Annotated in this window: 13 protein-coding genes; 8 read left to right on the top strand and 5 right to left on the bottom strand. The window is 53.0% G+C overall.

Annotated features, from left to right (window positions below):
- Window positions 1-461: 461 nt before the first annotated feature.
- Together LPB67_RS14140 and LPB67_RS14135 are read left to right on the top strand one after the other, a co-directional pair.
- Complete coding sequence (locus LPB67_RS14140) at window positions 462-2276, top strand: methyl-accepting chemotaxis protein (RefSeq protein WP_262837920.1); 1815 nt, start codon at window positions 462-464, stop codon at window positions 2274-2276.
- Window positions 2277-2368: 92 nt separating this feature from the next.
- Complete coding sequence (locus LPB67_RS14135; protein ID WP_262837919.1) at window positions 2369-2716, top strand: energy transducer TonB; 348 nt, start codon at window positions 2369-2371, stop codon at window positions 2714-2716.
- A 104-nt stretch (window positions 2717-2820) separates the two neighbouring features.
- Here the strand turns inward: LPB67_RS14135 and LPB67_RS14130 are convergent, their stop codons facing one another.
- The 4 genes from LPB67_RS14130 to LPB67_RS14115 form a co-directional block, all read right to left on the bottom strand.
- Window positions 2821-4995, bottom strand: a complete 2175-nt coding sequence (locus LPB67_RS14130; RefSeq protein WP_410482743.1) for a M3 family metallopeptidase — start codon at window positions 4993-4995, stop codon at window positions 2821-2823.
- Between the two features lie 138 nt (window positions 4996-5133).
- Window positions 5134-6306 (bottom strand): pyridoxal phosphate-dependent aminotransferase, encoded by a 1173-nt coding sequence (locus LPB67_RS14125; protein ID WP_262837918.1) that lies wholly within the window; start codon window positions 6304-6306, stop codon window positions 5134-5136.
- A gap of 26 nt (window positions 6307-6332) precedes the next feature.
- Complete coding sequence (locus LPB67_RS14120) at window positions 6333-6464, bottom strand: hypothetical protein (protein ID WP_262837917.1); 132 nt, start codon at window positions 6462-6464, stop codon at window positions 6333-6335.
- A 1-nt stretch (window position 6465) separates the two neighbouring features.
- Window positions 6466-7713 carry an MFS transporter gene (locus tag LPB67_RS14115; protein ID WP_262837916.1) on the bottom strand — a complete coding sequence of 416 codons (1248 nt, stop codon included), beginning with the start codon at window positions 7711-7713 and terminating at the stop codon, window positions 6466-6468.
- Between the two features lie 370 nt (window positions 7714-8083).
- Between LPB67_RS14115 and LPB67_RS14110 the strand changes: the two genes are divergently transcribed.
- From LPB67_RS14110 to LPB67_RS14085, 6 genes are all read left to right on the top strand, one after another.
- On the top strand, window positions 8084-9580 hold the full coding sequence (locus LPB67_RS14110; protein ID WP_262837915.1) for a DNA-3-methyladenine glycosylase 2: 1497 nt from the start codon (window positions 8084-8086) through the stop codon (window positions 9578-9580).
- Window positions 9581-9621: 41 nt separating this feature from the next.
- Window positions 9622-10107 carry a methylated-DNA--[protein]-cysteine S-methyltransferase gene (locus tag LPB67_RS14105; protein WP_262837914.1) on the top strand — a complete coding sequence of 162 codons (486 nt, stop codon included), beginning with the start codon at window positions 9622-9624 and terminating at the stop codon, window positions 10105-10107.
- A gap of 395 nt (window positions 10108-10502) precedes the next feature.
- On the top strand, window positions 10503-10856 hold the full coding sequence (locus LPB67_RS14100; protein WP_262837913.1) for an energy transducer TonB: 354 nt from the start codon (window positions 10503-10505) through the stop codon (window positions 10854-10856).
- Between the two features lie 236 nt (window positions 10857-11092).
- On the top strand, window positions 11093-12541 hold the full coding sequence (locus LPB67_RS14095) for a metallophosphoesterase (RefSeq protein WP_262837912.1): 1449 nt from the start codon (window positions 11093-11095) through the stop codon (window positions 12539-12541).
- 375 nt (window positions 12542-12916) lie between these two features.
- Entirely contained in the window at window positions 12917-15130 is a 2214-nt protein-coding gene (locus LPB67_RS14090; RefSeq protein ID WP_262837911.1) for a TonB-dependent receptor, read from the top strand.
- Window positions 15131-15628: 498 nt separating this feature from the next.
- Entirely contained in the window at window positions 15629-16432 is an 804-nt protein-coding gene (locus LPB67_RS14085; RefSeq protein WP_262837910.1) for a Crp/Fnr family transcriptional regulator, read from the top strand.
- Between the two features lie 44 nt (window positions 16433-16476).
- Here LPB67_RS14085 and LPB67_RS14080 read toward each other — a convergent pair whose 3' ends face one another.
- Window positions 16477-17952, bottom strand: coding sequence for a hypothetical protein (locus LPB67_RS14080; RefSeq protein WP_262837909.1), 1476 nt, complete (start codon window positions 17950-17952; stop codon window positions 16477-16479).
- Window positions 17953-18163: the final 211 nt, after the last annotated feature.

Here is an 18163-nt window from a genome sequence, read left to right as displayed (position 1 = left end):
TGATGCACGATATCAATTGATCTGCATCAGCGCACTGAAAGAAAACAAAATTTTGCCGCACCGCTTTATCGAACACGATAATTCCATTGCTTAACTTAATAGCAAACGAATTACCTGCAAGCCGTTTATTTTGGCAATAACTAAAAGTAAATATTTTTTAGTTTCACTGCCAAAGATCGCCATTTTTCTCTGTATTTGAATTACAGAAAAAACCTTGCTACAGAGAAAAAATAGCGTATATTTCTTTTCTTCGGATACGCTATTTATCACTGTGGAGCGTTTTATGCTTACACTTAACGGCAGTCATTTATTTGTTTCAAAAAGTCGCAAAGCATCACTTGTCACAATGTATGTGTCACTCAATTATTCAATTACAAATCACTTGTTTATTGGCTGAATAAGTTAATCAAATTTTGAATACTGATGTGAATTTTTATTCCTTACTTCACTAAGACTGAATTATGAACTTTGCAAAAATGAAGGTGGGCAAGCGTTTGGGATTGGGTTTTGCTTTAGTGCTGACCTTGTTGATCGTTGTGACGGCACTTGGCATCCGGGGCATGTCGCAAATCGAGGACCGGCTTGAGCGTATCGTCAACGTCAATAATGTGGAAACGCGCCTGGTGATCGATATGCGCGCGATTGTCTATGACCGCATGGTCTCGCTGCGCAACCTGACCTTGTTGAACGACGCTGGCGATATGGAACCAGAGTTGGCCAAGATCAAGGAGCAGTCGAAGAAATACACCGAAGCCGAAGCGAAGCTGGCATCGATGTTCGCCTCGGAAGCCGCGACTTCTGCCGAAGAAAAAGCACTCCTGGCCAAATTAAAAGAACAGGAAAGCGCCTCTGCTGCGCTGCCGGCCAAAGCGCAGGAACTGGGTTTGGCGAATAACCCGGAAGTAGCAACAATCACGCTGATCAAAAAAATCCGCCCGGTGCAAAAGAAATGGCTGGATGCATTGGATGAAATGCTGACCTTAAAAGATAAGGTCAATGAGCAAGGTTCGGAGGACGCAAGGTCGGCCTTCGGTACCGCGCGTAATCTGATGCTGGTGCTCGGCAGTCTGGCGTTGTTGGCAGGTATCTTTGCTGGCGTCGTGATCACGCGCAGCTTGTTGAAGCAACTCGGCGGCGAGCCGGATTATGCAGCGCACATCGCCAACCGTATTGCGGCTGGCGATCTGGCCGTAGCGATCAATACCAGTTCCGGCGACGATAGCAGTCTGCTCGCGCAAATGAAAACCATGCGCGACAGCCTGGTGAATATCGTGGGACAAGTACGCCAGGGTACCGACACGATCGCCACGGCGTCCAGCGAAATCGCCAGCGGCAACCTCGATTTATCTTCTCGTACCGAGCAGCAGGCCAGTTCCCTGGAAAAAACCACCTCGTCCATGAAAGAACTGACGACCACGGTGAAGCAAAATGCGGATAATGCCCGCGAAGCCAATCAATTGGCGGCTTCCGCCTCGGAAGTAGCGCGCCAGGGCGGCGTTGTGGTGGCACAAGTAGTTGATACGATGGGGGCGATTAACGAATCATCGAAGAAGATTGTCGATATCATCAGCGTGATTGATGGCATCGCTTTCCAGACCAATATCCTGGCGCTGAATGCCGCGGTTGAAGCGGCGCGTGCCGGCGAGCAGGGCCGCGGCTTTGCCGTGGTCGCTGCCGAAGTGCGTAACCTGGCACAGCGTAGTGCCGCGGCAGCCAAAGAAATTAAAACCTTAATCGGTACCTCGGTAGAAAAGGTCGATATCGGCACGAAATTGGTCGGGCAGGCAGGCGTCACTATCGATCAGGTGGTTTCCAGTGTCAAACATGTGACCGATATCATTGCCGAAATCAGTGCCGCCAGCCAGGAGCAAAGCGTCGGTATCGAACATGTCAACCGGGCGATTATCGAGATGGATGGCATGACGCAACAAAATGCAGCCTTAGTTGAAGAAGCGGCCGCGGCAGCGCAAAGCCTGCAGGATCAGGCAGCGGAATTGGCGAAAGTGGTCAGCATTTTCAAACTCAATGCCGTTGAGCATGCGATGGGAAAAGCCGCAGCGCCAGCCCCGGCACCCACACCGGCACCAGTGCGTCGGGTAGAAGCTGCCGCACCGAACACACCCAAACCCAAAGCATCGAATATTAAATCCTTGCCTGCCGCCAGAGCGAGCGCAAAAAGAGCGCCGTCGGCGACACCTAAAGCAAGTCCCTCCAACGCCACCAGTGCAGCTAGCCGTAACAATGCACCGAGTGCGGATGAGTGGGAAGAGTTTTAGACGGGCCGGCGAAGGTAGCTAGTGCGCCGGTTGGGGTTTAGTCTGGTTTGTGGCACAATTTTGATATTAATTTGAAAAAGAAGAGTCAACTTATGAAAGCACGTTTATCTTCCATCGCCTGTGCATTTTTACTCGCGGCGGCTGCCGGTTCCGCGCTGGCGGCAGAGGTCGCGCCTGTGATTGATAATAAGTCTTGTGATCCACCGAAGTACCCGAAGGCGGCCCTGATGAATGAAGAGACGGGTACGGTTTCTCTGGGTTTTCTGGTGTCTGCCGACGGTAAAGTATCGGAGTCTAAAGTCGAGAAATCGAGCGGTTCGAAGAGTCTGGATAAAGCAGCGCTGACTGCACTCAGCTTGTGTAAATTTAAACCCGGTACCAAAGATGGTAAACCAGAACAACTCTGGACCAAAGTCGATTTCGTCTGGAAGCTGGAGTAATCGGTCCGGATCTGGTTAAGATAATAAAAAAGGAGCCGATGGCTCCTTTTTTATCGGCCTGGCAGGCACCGTAAGCGTGGGTAACTGCCATGCAGCCACTCAGTTTATTTCGCTCCCGTATCGGCCTTTAAGCCGCGACGTAGCAACAAAGGCTCAATCTGCGCATCGCGACCGCGGAAGCTGCGGAACGATTCCATCGCATCCATGCTCCCGCCGCGTGACAGCAATTGCTGGCGGAACCAGTCGCCATTCTTGCGGCTCAGTCCGCCATTCTCTTTAAACCAGTCGACCGTGTCAGCATCCAGCACCTCACTCCACAGATACGCGTAATAACCAGCCGAGTAGCCGCCCGCAAAAATATGGGAGAAATAGGTGGTGCGGTAACGCGGCGGTACCGGTGCAAAATCGACCCCCGCCTGCTTCAATGCGGTCGCTTCAAAGGCCAGCGCATCCGTCGGTATCTGCTGCGGCGTCAGCTGGTGCCAACGCTGATCCAATAAAGAGGCCGCCAGATATTCCGTGGTCGTAAAACCTTGATTGAATTTGGCCGTCGCGGATAGTTTTGCCAATAATTCTGGCGGCATTTCCTGACCGGTCTGGTAATGATGCGCATAGTTCTTCAAAATCTCCGGCCAGACTGCCCACATCTCATTAACTTGCGAAGGATATTCGACGAAATCGCGCGGCACGCTGGTGCCCGAGAAACGCGGATAGCGGACATTCGAAAACATGCCATGCAAAGCGTGGCCGAATTCATGGAACGCCGTCCTGACTTCATCATAAGTCAGCAGGGTCGGCTGACCGGCCGACGGCTGCGGAATGTTCAGGTGATTGGCGACAACCGGGCGCTGCGCGAATAAGCCGGACTGCTGTACATAGGCATTCATCCAGGCCCCGCCGCGCTTGTTATCGCGGGCATACATATCGGCCAGGAATAAGGCCAGGGGCTTGCCATCGGCATCAAACACTTCGAATACGCGCACTGTCGGGTTGTAGACCGGCAGATCCTTGCGCTCTTTGAAGGTGATGCCGTAGAGCTGAGTCGCGGCGAAGAACACCCCTTTTTGCAGCACATTATCCAACTCAAAATACGGACGCAACTGGCTGTCATCGAAGCTGTATTGCGCCTTGCGGACTTGCTCGCTGTAAAACGACCAGTCCCAGGCCGCGAGTTTAAAGCCGCCTTTTTTCGCATCGATCAGCTTCTGAATTTCAGCCGCTTCTTTTTTTGCATTGGCAACGGCAGCCGGAGCGAGCTCGCGCAGCATTTTATTCACTGCCTCGGTCGTCTTGGCGGTCGCATCTTCCAGCTGATAAGCCGCATGATTGGCATAACCCAATAAGGCAGCGCGCTCGGCGCGTAACCTGGCCAGATCAATCGCGACCTCACGATTGTCAAATTCACCGCCATGGTTGCTCCGCTCTATCGAGGCTTCATGCAGGCGCTGGCGCAATGCGCGATTGCTGAGACGGGCCTCGTAAGGCTGACCGGTGGTGTTCATCAGGGCGATCAGATATTTGCCCGGCAGACCGCGCGCTTTGGCGGCGTCTGCGGTACTGGCGATCTCGCTCTCGGACAAACCTTTTAGCTCTGCCTTGGTATCGACGATCAGGGCGGATGCATTGGTTTCTTTCAAGACGTTCTGGCTGAAGGTGGTTCCCAGACTAGCAAGTTGCGCATTCAGCGATTTGAGTTTGCTCTTATCGGCGTCCGATAAATTCGCTCCGGCACGCACGAAGTCGGTGTAATAGCGTTCCAGCAAGTGACGCGACTCGGCATCCAGAGCGAGCTGCATGCGCTGGCTGTAGACCTCATTCACCCGTGCAAACAATTTGCTATTCAGATTGATGGCATCGCGATGCGCCGCTAATTTAGGCGCCAGATCACGGGATAGCGCTTCGATGGCGGGATTGGTATTCGCGCTCGCCATGTTGAAAAATACCGTCGATACCCGGCCTAGCAACTGGCCGGAACGCTCCATTGCCACGATCGTATTATCAAACGTCGGCTTGGCCGGATTATCGGCAATCGCATTGATCTCTGCGGCATGCTGGCGCATGCCCTCGGCAAATGCCGGTGCGTAATGCGCATCCTGGATCTTGTCGAAGGCCGGCATTTCATAAGACAGCGTGCTGGGTGTGTAAAAGGGATTGCCGGCGAAGGCACTGCGGATCAGCGGACTATCTATTTTTGCGGGATTGGCGGGCGGTGTATCTGCTGCCAGGCTGGTATGGATAGCCAGACTGGAACAGAGCAACATGAACAGGGATTTGGACATGGTGGCCTTTTCTAAGTTGGTGATGGGGGAAGAGCAGGAAGGCCATCATAGCATTAGGGCCTGTTAACATGGAAATCGGAAGATGGCGACTTATGCTGCGTCGCACCGATCTATCGGATCAACGAACATGCCGTTAATTTATTGCGATGCCAGATAGGTTTTTAAACGGCTTACCCCAAGTTCCAGGTTCTCCACCGAGCTGGCAAAACACCAGCGTATATAGCCTTCGCCTTCAGCGCCAAACGCGCTGCCCGGCGCCAGTCCAAGCCCTGCCTCCCTGACCAGACGCTTGCACAGATCCAGCGTGTTGTTCTCGCCATCGACCCGGAAAAACAGATACATCGCGCCCTTAGGTAAAGGTGCCGTGATACCCGGCAGGGCATTCAAATGGGTATACAAAAAATCGCGCGCGGCCTGATAGCGGCTCAGGGTATGGTGCAGCACGCCCTCACCTTGCTCCAGCGCCGTAATTCCGGCTCTCTGGATAAAGCCCGGCGCGCACGAGGTATTAAATTCAATCAACTTGCCGAGATCATCCATCACGCTCGCAGGCGCCACTATCCAGCCCAAGCGCCAGCCCGTCATGAGCCAGGCTTTAGAAAAACTATTGGTCGAAATCAGGCGGTCCTCAGGCACCGCAATGTCCAGGAACGAAGGCGCGCAGCCCGCTTGCATTGACGGCTCCGGGTACACCAGCCTTTCATACACATCATCGGACAAAATCCAGATGCCGTGCCGGCGGCAATGCGCGAGTACCAGCTCTTGCTGCGCACGCGGCATGAGCCAGCCGGTAGGATTGTTCGGCGAATTCAACATCAGCATTTTGGTGCCCGGCGTTAAGGCATCCAATAATTTTTGCAGATCAAGTTCCCAGCTATGCCCAAATTCCAGAACGACTTTAACGACCTCTGCGCCAAGGATCTTGGGGATTTCAATCAGGTTCGGCCATAGCGGCGTCACCGCGACCACGCGATCACCGGGATTTAACAGCGTCTGCGCCACCAGCATCAATGCCGAGACCCCGGACGACGTCACCGCGACGCGCTCTGGCGTAATTGCTTGATGTAGTCGCGACAGATAGCTCGCAATCGCTTCACGCAGCGGCGCAATGCCGTAGTTATGCGTATAAAAAGTATCGCCCGCATCCAACGCCTGTTTGGCGGCCTCGCGGATAAAGGGCGGCGTGACCTGATCAGGTTCACCAAACCAGAACGGCAACACATCGGTCAGGCCGATGCCGGCATTGGCGACTTCACGAATTTGCGACGCGCCTAGTTGTTGAACGATCGGACGAGCTTGGGGGAATCTCATGAAGAACCTTAACCTTAATCAACGTCTTAACAAAGTATGAAACGATTGGCCAGATCCAGAATAAATGCAGGCTGCAGATACGCCATAAACGCGAGCAACAACACTGCCGCCAATGCGATGGCGAGCAGGATGTTTAACCAGGTCAGACGCGCGTTCATCTCAGATGGCAACAGCTTGGCTTGGCATGCGGGCGATGGGTTTTTCATTGATGGGCAAATTCACCAGCGCGGCAAATACACCGAGCGCCAGGGTAATCATCCAGACCACATCGTAGTTGCCCATACGGGTATAGATATAGCCGCCCAGCCAGACCCCGAGGAAGCTGCCCACCTGGTGCGAGAAGAACACGAAGCCAGACAGCATCGATAAATACTTGAGGCCAAAAATCCCGGCAATCACACCATTCGTCAGCGGTACGGTGGACAGCCACAATACCCCCATCGCTGCGGCAAAAATATACACGGAATACGGCGATAGAGGCGCCAGCAAGAACAAGCCTATGACCACGCTGCGACTGATGTAAATCGACGACAGCAAATAACGTTTAGGGAACATCCCGCCCAGTTTGCCGGCGTAGTAAGAGCCGAAAATATTGAACAGACCGATCAGCGCCAGGGCAATCACGGCGACATTCGGGTCCATGATGCCTTTGTCCTTCAGATAGGCCGGCATGTGCACGCCGATGAAGACCACCTGGAAGCCGCAGACGAAATAACCCGCGACCAATAACAGAAAAGGCTTGTAGGCAAAGGCTTCGCGGATCGCTTCCATGATGCTTTGTTGCGGGCCGCTGGCATGTACCAGCGGCGGTTCGCGCAGCTTATACGCCATCGGCAGCATGACTGCCAGCAGCATGGCGGCCAGTACATAAAAAGCGTTTTGCCAGCCCACATGGTTAATCAATTGCTGCTCAACCGGCATCATCACAAACTGCCCGAAAGAACTGGCTGCGGACGACATGCCAAATGCCCATGAACGCTTGGCCTCCGGCGCGCTGCGGCCGATGATGCCGCTGACTGCGCCAAACGACGTGCAGGCCAGCGCGGCGCCAATCAAGATACCCGAACCCATGATGAATAAAGTCGGCTGGTCTATCAGCGCCATCCATAACAAACCGGCGACATATAAAAAGGCGCCGAACACGATGACCTTCGCCGTGCCGAACTTATCGATCACCATCCCGGCGAAGGGGCCGAACACGCCCCACATCAGGTTTTGCATGGCGTTGGCAAGCGAATAGGTTTCACGCGTCCAGCCATGCGCTTGCGAGATCGGTTGCAGCCAGAAACCAAAACCATGCCGCACTCCCATCGCTAAAGTCAGGATGAACCCGCTCGCGAGTAATACGGTTTTCAGGTCGGGTGCACTCAGCTTAGTCGCGGAATTGGAGGAGGCAGAAGAAGTCATAGTAGAGGTCACAGAAAGGCGTATAAGCAATACCGAAAATCGAGTGTAGCGCAAACCAGGCTTTCATGTGGACTGCTGGTTTGACCATGACGCCTGGGCGACTTACATCGGTATTATCCCGCATTTGCAATACGCAGCGTAACGCTTGATCTGTCCGAAAACGGCTAGATCAGCGTGCAGTAATGGCGTATAAAGATACCTATCAGGACTTACGAAAACAGCAGGCTGTTGACTAGCATGTACCTTGAAACCGCATACTAGACGCGGCTTCCAGAGGCATTTCGTGCCAACAGGCGCACCCAGCTTGCGGGTTCATTTTAGAAGTTATCTTGAATTTCAAAACGCCATGAAGCCAGTTCCTCTCCTATCTATGGATACCTTAGCTTTTCCCTCGCATTTTCAGGATGACGCCGAACGCGACCATTATTACTACCGGGCGCTGAGCGCCAAAGACAGTCGTTTCGACGGCGTATTTTTTACCGGCGTCAGCACCACGGGCATTTACTGCCGGCCTATCTGTTCGGTCAGAACGCCGCGTGCATCGTCCTGCACCTTTTATAACTCTGCGGCAGCGGCAGAAGCGGCGGGCTTTCGCCCTTGCCTGCGTTGCCGCCCTGAATTGGCGCCGTATGCTCTGCAACAAAACCTGGCGTATGCGGTCTGGCAGCGCATTGCTGCGGGGGCCTTGAATGAAGACGGGATAGAAAGCCTGGCGGAACAAGTCGGTTTGTCCTCGCGTCAATTACGGCGGGTACTGCTGCAACAATTTGGCGTCACGCCGGTTGAACTGGCGCAAACGCAGCGTTTGCTATTCGCGAAAAAATTATTGCAAGAGACGCATTTGCCGATGACCGAAGTGGCGTATGCGGCTGGTTTTGGCAGCGTGCGCCGCTTCAATGCCTTATTTGCCGAACGCTACAAAATGGCGCCCGGATCGATACGCCGTAGCGCAGCGGAAGAAAGCGATGGACTCGTGCTGCGGCTCGCCTACCGGCCGCCATTCGCCTGGGATGCCTTGCTCGCGTATCTGCGCGGTCGCGCCATGCCGGGCCTGGAAGCCGTGATTGAGCAGGACGGCCAAGCCTCGTATGTACGCAGTGTGCAACTCGAAGGCAAAACCGGCTGGCTACAGATCAGCCATCTTCCCGACAAGCAGCAGATCGCCTTGCAAGTCGCGCCCAGCCTGTCTTCTGTGCTGATGCCCCTGATTGCCAAGGTAAGGCAGCTATGTGATCTGGAGGCCAATCCGGTCGTGATTCAATCGCATCTGGCGACGGATTCCCTGTTGGCCGCGCAGATAGAGCGTACGCCGGGCTTGCGGGTGCCCGGCGCCTTTCATGTATTCGAACTGGCAATCCGTGCCGTGCTGGGGCAGCAAGTCAGCGTAGCAGGCGCTACCACGGTCTCCGGACGCTTGGTGCAGCGTTTTGGCGAGCCGGTCAGCACGCCGTTTGCCGCGATCGGTTTTCATTTCCCCAGTCCGGCGCGGCTGGCGGCATTATCGGTAGAAGAGATCGCGCAGATCGGCGTTCCCAGAACCCGCGCGGCGACGATACAGAACGTCGCCCGTTTTGCATTGGACGGCGGTTTGCAAAGGCAACTGAGACTCAGTTTTGACGAAGTCGTCACAGAGTTAAAAACCATCGGCGGCATCGGTGAATGGACTGCGCAATACATCGCCTTGCGCGCGCTGCGTTATCCCGATGCATTTCCGGCAGGCGATCTGGCCTTGCAAAAAGCCGCCGCGATTGCGCCGGCAACCCGTCTCACCGAAAAACAATTGCTGTTGCGGGCAGCCCCCTGGTCACCGTGGCGCGCTTATGCGGCGCTTGTGTTGTGGCAGTCGCTGAACAAAGAGCAAGCATAGCCTGGCAATGCATTTCCATATCAACGAACGAGGATACGATCATGTTTTATCTGAATTACGCAAGTCCGGTCGGTACGCTTTTATTAGCAGCCAGCGAGCGCGGATTGGCCGGTGTCTATTTTGAAGACCACAAACATTTCAAAGGCAGTCAAGGCTGGCATGAGCAAGCCGATCATCCTGTCCTGCAGCAAGCGCGACAGCAGCTGGCCGATTATTTCGCAGGCCAGCGGCAAGACTTTGATCTGCCGCTCGATTGCTCCGCAGGCACTGCCTTCCAGCAGACGGTCTGGCAAGCGCTACGCCGCATTCCCTATGGCAGCACGATGAGTTACGGCGAACTGGCAACGCACATCAAGCATCCTGCTGCCGTGCGTGCGGTCGGCGCCGCCAATGGGCGCAATCCCATTTCTATCATCATCCCATGCCACCGTGTGATAGCAGGCAATGGCGCATTGACGGGTTATGCCGGCGGTGTGCAAAACAAGCAGCGCTTGCTGGCCCTGGAAGGCGCATGCCTGTTTGCCTGATGCGCCAGTCCTTGCGCAACTGCGCGAGTAATCGCCTTGTGCCTGGCGGGAATTGATTTTTTATCGTCCATCTCAATATCCGCAACATTTTTTTGGCATCCCGGCCTATTTTTTTATTTGCACCAAACCAGATAAAAAAGCGCGTCAACCGTGCCGGATAGCGTGTATTTGCACTGTCTTGGCGAAAAACCATCGTGTTCAAGCAGGCATTCGCGCACCGCATTGATGCGCGTCAACTATTATGGTTTTTAAGAATATCTCCTATTCGAATAATCAATTTTTACAGAGATGAATCGCACTTTATATTGAGGCCACCTGCCGTTTTTTTTAACGCCAGACGAAACACTGCGCAGCTGCCATCCGGTTCACACTCTATTCAAATTTTCGGAGGATTTATGTTGATTGCCACACGCCGCCTATACGCCATCGTTAGCCTTTTACTGTCCGCAGTTTCCATACAAGTCTGCGCTAGTGAAAGCAAAAATCCGTTTGAGACAAAGAACTGCAATGTCCCGGCCTATCCCGATAAATCGCTCAGTCTGAGTGAAGAAGGTCTGGTCAAATTGCAGTTCATGACGAATGAAGAAGGTAAAGTAGTCGATGCGAAAGTGATTAAGTCCAGCGGCTACCGCAGCCTGGATAATGCGTCTTTGACGGCATTGAAAGAATGCAATTTCAAATCGATCTCTCACAACAGTACGCCGGGAAAATCCTGGGACAATATTTCGTTCGCATGGGTCATGCAATGACAGTCATCGACGGCGGAAAAAAGGAAGACCTGCTCGCGTCTTCCTTTTTTCGACATGATGTCTGAAGCCATGAATCTTGATGCGCACTGCAACCGATTTCAGTGCTGATTTTAAGACTCAGTATCGCCCTGCCGTTACAAGAAAATACATAGGAAGCACTCTCCCGAAAACGAATTAAGGTTAAGCTAGCAGGCCATACGAGCTTATCGGCATCACTTATTTGTTGGGAAATTTCTATGAAACAAGGCATATTCGGCCTGCGATCGACTGGTCCAGGCATCACCGTATGCATGAGTCTGCTAGTCAGCGCCTGCACCACGATCCTGGCGCCAACACCGCCCTCCTCGACAAACCAGAAAGCCGACACGCCCATAAGTTGGGTGGTGCTCGGTGAGCAAGGACAAGCGGTTGTACGCAGCATCACCGGGGCGGTAACTTGCCCCTTGTTGACGCAAGATGGCAACAGCCAGATCATGCGTGTCCGCGCCGCTCCTGGCACCAATGCGCAACGTAAGACAGCCAGCAGCGCCGATGATTCCAAGGCGTCGGACTTTCCTGTATTGACTTGTGAGGCGGTGCTGGATCCGGGCACAGCATCGGCCAGTATTGCAGGTCAAGATTTGCCTTTGCCTAAACCAGTGCCACAAAAAATCCTGGTGATCGGCGACAGCGGCTGCCGTCTGAAGAAGGCGGATAATTATTTTCAGCCCTGCAATGATGCGAGCAAGTGGGCCTTTTATGATGTGATTAAAACGGCGGCGGAATTTAAACCCGACCTCGTAATACACGTAGGCGACTATCACTACCGCGAGAACCGCTGCCCTGATGGCAATGCTGAATGCGCGGGCAGTCCGTGGGGTTACGGCTGGGATACCTGGCGGGCGGATTTTTTCACTCCGGCGACGCCTTTGTTACGCGTCGCGCCCTGGGTCGTGGTGCGCGGCAATCACGAGTCTTGTACCCGCGCCGGGCAAGGCTGGTGGCGCTTGATGGATCCCCGTCCCCTGCTGACGGGACGCGATTGCAATCTGCAGCAAGATGATATGCGCGGCGATTTCAGTCCGCCGTATGCCGTACCTTTGGGTAAATCCGGCGAGCAAAGCGCGCAACTGATCGTATTTGATTCAGCAAAAGTTCCCAGCAAAGCCTTGGCAAAAACCGATCCGGTCTATGCGATTTATCTGCAGCAATTTCAGATTGTGGACCAGCTTGCGGAACAGGCAGACTTCAATATTTTCATCAATCATCATCCTGTCCTGGGTTTTATGTCAGAGCGCAAAAAAGGGGACGCGATCGAATTCAAACCTGGCAATGCCGCGCTGCAAGACCTGATGCAGAACTATCATGCGAAGCGTTTATTCCCAGGCAAAGTGCAGGTCGCTTTATCGGGCCATGTGCATTTATTCGAGGCCATCAGTTTTAAGTCTGATCATCCGACTCAATTTATTTCGGGTAACGGCGGTTCGTCTTTAGATCAGGCTTTACCGAATCAGGTACCGGCGGGCATCACCCCGTTTGCCGGCGCAGAGCTTGCCGAATTCAATAATTCAAATGAGGTCGGATTCATGACCATGGAACGTCAAGCCGACGGCTGGAAGATGCAATCCTGGGACAAGACCGGCAAACTCATGATCGCCTGCCTGATGGCGAATGGCAAAACCACCTGTCAGCCCATTGCACCGTAGTCCTGTGTATATCTCCGTGCATTCTGTAGAAAATAGGACTTACACAAAACGGCAAGCTGCTTGCCAGTGTTCACATTGAACCCGCAGCCTGGATGCGGCTTTCCGAGGCATTTCGCGCCAGCAGGCGCACCGAGCTTGCGGTTTCGTTTTGATATCCGCATGCCATAGAAGCGCTGCCTCTTGCTGATCTCGGTGCTGAGTGCTTTGGTTGTTGCGTAAGCTCCAGAAAAATACGGAGTAAAAAAAGCGCAGTCAAGCTCTCCGTTTTATTGTTGTAATGTCATCAAATTGTCACGTGTTGTTCATCAACCCGTCATAGCGCCTTCCTACACTCGTGGAATTTTACCCACCGAAAAATAATCAGGAAGGTCTACGATGGATCACCAGCAGCAACTTACTCGTCGCGTTATTTCGGCGCACGTGTTGATCGCCCTCAGCGCGATGGCAGCACAAGGCCACGCACAAAGCAGCATGCCCGCACAAGATACGGCGCTGGAATCAAGCTCCGCGCTGGATGCCAACGCGATTAAAGACAAGGTCGTCATTACCGGTTCCAGCGCGGCGAATCGTGCGCCGGTTCAGGCATCGTTAAAAGCCACGCAGCCGCAATCCATCATCACGGCAACTTTCATCGAGCAGGCAGTCACGCCGCTGGCCGACTACAATGCGGTGGCCCGCATCGCTCCCAGTGTGGGCGGCGGTCTTTCTGCGAACGGTCCTGGGCTGGCAGAAACCAAAGTCACGCTGCGGGGCTTCCAGGATGGCGAATACAATATGACGTACGACGGTATTCCTTTTGGCGATACCAATAATCCTACGCACCATTCCACCTCTTATTTCCCGGCACGCATCATCGGCGGCATGGTGATAGAACGCGGTCCGGGCAATGCCAGCAATTTAGGGCAGGCGACCTTCGGCGGCTCGATCAATTTATTTTCTAAAGAATTATCGCCAGACTTTCATTTCACGCCGTACGCAACTTTTGCCTCCTGGAATACCAAGATGCTGGGGGTGCAAATTGATAGCGGACAACTCGCCAATTTCGCCGACATGAGCTTCATGTTCAATGCATCGCGCCTGACCACGGACGGCTATTTGTCGTATAGCGGCGTGACGGAAGATAACTACCAGTTCAAGGCGCAACGTAATTTTGGCCGGGATACCCTGGTCACCGTATTCTCGACCTATAACAAAATCCATAGTTATGTGCCGGATAAAGGGCCGGCGACGCTGAAGCAAGTCGCGCAATTTGGCAAAAATTACGCACTGAATAATGATCCTGCCAGTCAGAACTATTTCGGCTACAACTACAACAACAAGACAACGGATTTTGAATATATCCGCCTGCAATCCAGCTTGGCGGGCTGGGGCATCGACAATGTCTTGTACACCTATGCCTACAACAACGACACCTACTCAGGTCAGGATGCCAGCGGGGCGACAGCGAACGGCACCAAGGCAGGTCCGGCCGGTAACAAGAATGTGCCGGGGTATAACAAGCTGAATTCGTTTCGCGTGAACGGCGATATTTTCAAGGCCACCAATCAGCTTGCAGCAGGTTTGTTGCGCTTAGGCGTATGGCTGGAAAGTTCGAACACCAACCGCCACACTTATGATCTGGACTGGACACTCGGCGTGCCCAATCCGAAAGAAGCCAGCGCACCCAAGTCCATCTCTTACGAGCAACGTTCTTCCTGGAAGCAATACCAGCCTTTCATCGAATTTGAATGGGCTGTCGCGCCGCAATGGACAGTGACGCCAGGCGTGAAGTATGTGAATTTCCAACGTTCGCTCGATGCAACGGTGAACCAGGGAACGCGTATTCCTACCCAGGCAGATCAGACCTACACCACGACCTTGCCTTTCCTGACGGCGCATTACAGCATCAATAAAGAATGGTCGACGTATGCACAGCTCGCCAAGGGTTTTCTGGCGCCGGAATTATCCATGTTCTATGTGAACAACCCGAACCTCAGCACACCGAAGCCGCAGACTTCGACTAATTATCAATTGGGTACAGTGCATCAGTCGCATAATCTGACATTCGATGCAGATATCTACTACATCGATTTCAATAACAAGATCGCATCCAGCGGCACAGGCAATGATCTGGTGTATTACAACCAGGGCGGTGTGGTTTACAAAGGCGTGGAAGCTGCTGCGACCTACTACGTCGGCCGCGGATTCTCGCTGCATGTCAACGGCTCCCTGAATAGCGCAAAAGCCAAGGACAGCAAGCTACAAGTTGCCAAAGCACCTGAATCTACTTCGGCGCTCGGCGTGCTGTACAAGGCGAATGGTCTGTACGGCTCCTTGATAGCAAAAACTGTCGGCGCCCAATACGGTAAAGATGGCGAACCCGCCGCCTACAAAATCCCCGCCTACACGACCGCAGATCTGAGCCTAGGCTATCGCTGGAAAGAATTAGGTTCGATGGTAAAGAATCTAAAGACTCAGGTCGGTATCAACAACCTGTTCAACAAACAGGATGTGACATCCGTTTCTGCAAACAGCAAAGGCGTGGCATTCGATCAGTATGCATTCCAGCCGGAGCGCAGCTGGAGCGTTTCGGTAAGTGCCGATTTTTAAATCTGAGTATCCAGCATTTTTTAATAAACGCTTTCGTGCAGGCTCGCCGCTCTATTCAAGGAGGTGCGCCTGCTTGAATGCTCAAACGCCCCGATCTTGATCGGGGCGTTTTTTAAGCAAAGATTCGAAAAAGCCGCACATCCCCGGGAATCGCTGAAGCGGCTGTCGACATGCTGTCGGATTTTTGCAGCAATTCCCATTGCACGAATCATGGCTGCGCCCCGACGTCACCCCATTCATCAGCAGCTGGCAAGCGCCGACTCGGCATCTCTCTTCTCAACCCGGGAAAATAATCTTGTAAGACTGGACTGACAAGGGAATGCGGTGTCGGAGTACAAACACGCTTGAAGTGATCTGATAGTGCTTATCCAGGCGACATCATAAAGTACGCCGTACGTCGTTATCTTTAAGTAGGGAGATGCAATTTACTCAGTCGGGCGGATGTCGCAAGATGCAGCGATTTTTCGCGCTCTAAAACGAATTGAAAAGAGGTTTGAAATGAATCAAGCTATCCGTAAAGAAACTTCCATCACTACTCGCAATGTCGTCGGTTTAAAGCAAGCATATGCCAGCCATTCTTCGCTGACGCTAAGTTCTATCGGTTTGCGTCAAAACGAAATTTTGAAAAATCTCGATAACGAAGATTTGTCTTTGCTATTGCCCCACCTCGAATTCGTCCAGCTCTCGTTTGATCAATGTCTGTACGAATATGGCAGCAGCTTATCGTATGTCTATTTTCCTACGACGGCGATCGTGTCGCTGTTGTATGTACTGTCGGATGGCGGCGTTACAGAAATTTCTGTGATCGGTCATGAAGGGATGGTGGGCATGTCCGCGTTAATGGGTGAGACCGCATTAGGCAATGCGGTGGTGCAATGTGCCGGCAACGCCTACCGCTTAACAACATCCGCGTTGAAACAAGCATACAACCGTGGAGGAAGCTTACAACAAGCAATGATGCGCTACACACAAGCCTTATTCTCACAGATGGCCCAGAATTGTGTTTGCGGCAGACATTACTCAATCGAACAACAATTATCCCGTTGGATTCTAGATAGATTAGACCGCTTGCCGACGAACGAATTAAAAGTAACGCACGAATTGATCGCCCATATGTTAGGGGTGCGTCGCGAGAGCATTACTGAAGCCGCCAGTAAATTGCAGCATGCAGGTTTGCTGCAATGTCGGCGCGGCTGCATCACTATATTGGATAGAAAAAAGCTGGAAGAACACGCTGGCGAGTGTTACAAAGTTGCCAAGCATGAATTGGATATGTTGTGCTGTAGTTCTGACTTGAACTGACAAAGGCTGTCTGGCGTGACGTGTGCAGACACCCATAGGTGACCTTAAAGAGGCTGAGAAGCGGACACCTCAAAGTTCGCTTCAGGAGTAGATTCAGTCGGAGTTTCGCCTCCAAGGGCTTTAAGCAAAGTGGGTGCGTCATAGTCACGAGATGGCCAACCGCGGCGGGAGTAGTCGGAGAATTTTCCGACGTAACCAATCTTCAAAAAGGTGAGCTTGTAGATGAATGTGACCAAACAATAGACTTGATCCAGCAATTCCTGGAATTTGTCCTCGTCGATTTCGAGGCCGCCATGTGCAGAAGGATTTCGTAGAAACTTCCAGGAGGCGACGTCTGCCTCATCGAGCGCACCAGCCGTGACCAGCGCGTACATCTTGTCAACGGCGCGATTGGACTTCATGGACCCCATGGAAGACAAGGCGCGGTTTTGGAGGCCCTGCTCCACCGGAGCCTTCTTGACCCAATCGAAAAGTTCCTTGATTAGACCCATCAAAGTCGCGTTAGGTTTGCCCAAAGGCTTGAAAAGTGGATCGTCGAGAATGCCCTCGGTAGCCACGCACAGCAGCAGGGCGATGGTCTCAAGCCAAACGCCCTTCAATGTAAACAGGCCCTCCAGCTTCGTCGATAACTGCGCACCGCCGTTCCCCTTGGCGTTCTGGCACGCATAGTCAAAGTAGCAGCCCATCAATCGGTAAAAATCCTGTGAGGCGCCGAGGTCGGATAGCGGTGGGGGTATTAGGCCGTTGTTAAGGGGAGCGGCCTTGGCAAGTCGAACAATTCGCTGGCCAGCCTGTGAGACTTCGCTCATTACGGGCAACGCCCTCGTCGCCGAACAGAAGCGAATCGCTTCGAGAAGACGCTCATCGAATCTCTCAGGCACTTGCCCGTTGTCCTTGGCCAAGGCAACCAACTCAAATGAATCTCCGGCCGTGTCGATCAAGCATTTGTGATATTGAACCTGAATCCCGGAGACAGTGCCAGAGGAATGCGTTCGCTTGATCGATAGGCGCTCCTGACCGCGAACTAGCTCCGTCTGATTTGTCGATTTGTTCAGCGGGAACTTCAAGTCTTCGGGGAAGACGAAATGGACAAAATCAGCCTTGGTATCCGTTGAAATCTGGGTCTCAATATGGTCGCAGGTAAAAGTAAGAATCTCAGCACTGGCCCGAGCCTCGAACTTAGGCATCACTGCGGGATTGATCCACACGTTTCCCACTACGTCGGTGGCCTCCAGGCGGTAGTAGTGGCTTTCCGAATATAGCTCGCCAGAGCGCATAGAAGACATCTCCATCAAGCTGGCGAATGGGTCATACGGATTGCTGGGATCGCGCTTGAATACCAGTCGCGCCTCCGCACCAAACTCAGGGTCAACCCGGATGAACCCCGCCGACGAATACACGCGCGGATCGGGCGATCCTTTCTGGGTGAGCTTTATTTCGACGCAATCGATAGAAAGCTTGCCTTCGAGAAATGAGCTCTTGAATACGTCATCGGCAAGACTGACACTCTCGATAGACACGCTTTTCTCCTTGACTAGTAATCTGCGCTGATTAGTCACATGCGGGATCCGATGTCAGGCCCGCTAATTCTCTCTGTGTTCCTGAAGTTGATTCGCAGCGACAAGTGCAATCCTTAGTTGATGGGCCACTTTTGACGAAGTCCGACTTCCAGAACTGTAACCCATCTGACAACCGCTGTCAGGTCAAAGCTGAGTCGGAACAGTTATGCAC

Origin of the sequence: Undibacterium sp. Jales W-56 (assembly GCF_025548535.1) — a bacterium.
In the GTDB taxonomy this organism is placed as follows: domain Bacteria; phylum Pseudomonadota; class Gammaproteobacteria; order Burkholderiales; family Burkholderiaceae_D; genus Undibacterium.
This window is presented reverse-complemented; position numbering and strand designations above follow the sequence as displayed.

What these genes read in the sequence shown, in the direction of transcription:
- LPB67_RS14140 (WP_262837920.1), top strand. Translation starts at nt 462, where the DNA reads ATGAACTTTGCAAAAATGAAGGTGGGCAAGCGTTTGGGATTGGGTTTT.
- LPB67_RS14135 (WP_262837919.1), top strand. Translation starts at nt 2,369, where the DNA reads ATGAAAGCACGTTTATCTTCCATCGCCTGTGCATTTTTACTCGCGGCG.
- LPB67_RS14130 (WP_410482743.1), bottom strand. Translation starts at nt 4,995, where the DNA reads ATGTCCAAATCCCTGTTCATGTTGCTCTGTTCCAGTCTGGCTATCCAT.
- LPB67_RS14125 (WP_262837918.1), bottom strand. Translation starts at nt 6,306, where the DNA reads ATGAGATTCCCCCAAGCTCGTCCGATCGTTCAACAACTAGGCGCGTCG.
- LPB67_RS14120 (WP_262837917.1), bottom strand. Translation starts at nt 6,464, where the DNA reads ATGAACGCGCGTCTGACCTGGTTAAACATCCTGCTCGCCATCGCATTG.
- LPB67_RS14115 (WP_262837916.1), bottom strand. Translation starts at nt 7,713, where the DNA reads ATGACTTCTTCTGCCTCCTCCAATTCCGCGACTAAGCTGAGTGCACCC.
- LPB67_RS14110 (WP_262837915.1), top strand. Translation starts at nt 8,084, where the DNA reads ATGGATACCTTAGCTTTTCCCTCGCATTTTCAGGATGACGCCGAACGC.
- LPB67_RS14105 (WP_262837914.1), top strand. Translation starts at nt 9,622, where the DNA reads ATGTTTTATCTGAATTACGCAAGTCCGGTCGGTACGCTTTTATTAGCA.
- LPB67_RS14100 (WP_262837913.1), top strand. Translation starts at nt 10,503, where the DNA reads ATGTTGATTGCCACACGCCGCCTATACGCCATCGTTAGCCTTTTACTG.
- LPB67_RS14095 (WP_262837912.1), top strand. Translation starts at nt 11,093, where the DNA reads ATGAAACAAGGCATATTCGGCCTGCGATCGACTGGTCCAGGCATCACC.
- LPB67_RS14090 (WP_262837911.1), top strand. Translation starts at nt 12,917, where the DNA reads ATGGATCACCAGCAGCAACTTACTCGTCGCGTTATTTCGGCGCACGTG.
- LPB67_RS14085 (WP_262837910.1), top strand. Translation starts at nt 15,629, where the DNA reads ATGAATCAAGCTATCCGTAAAGAAACTTCCATCACTACTCGCAATGTC.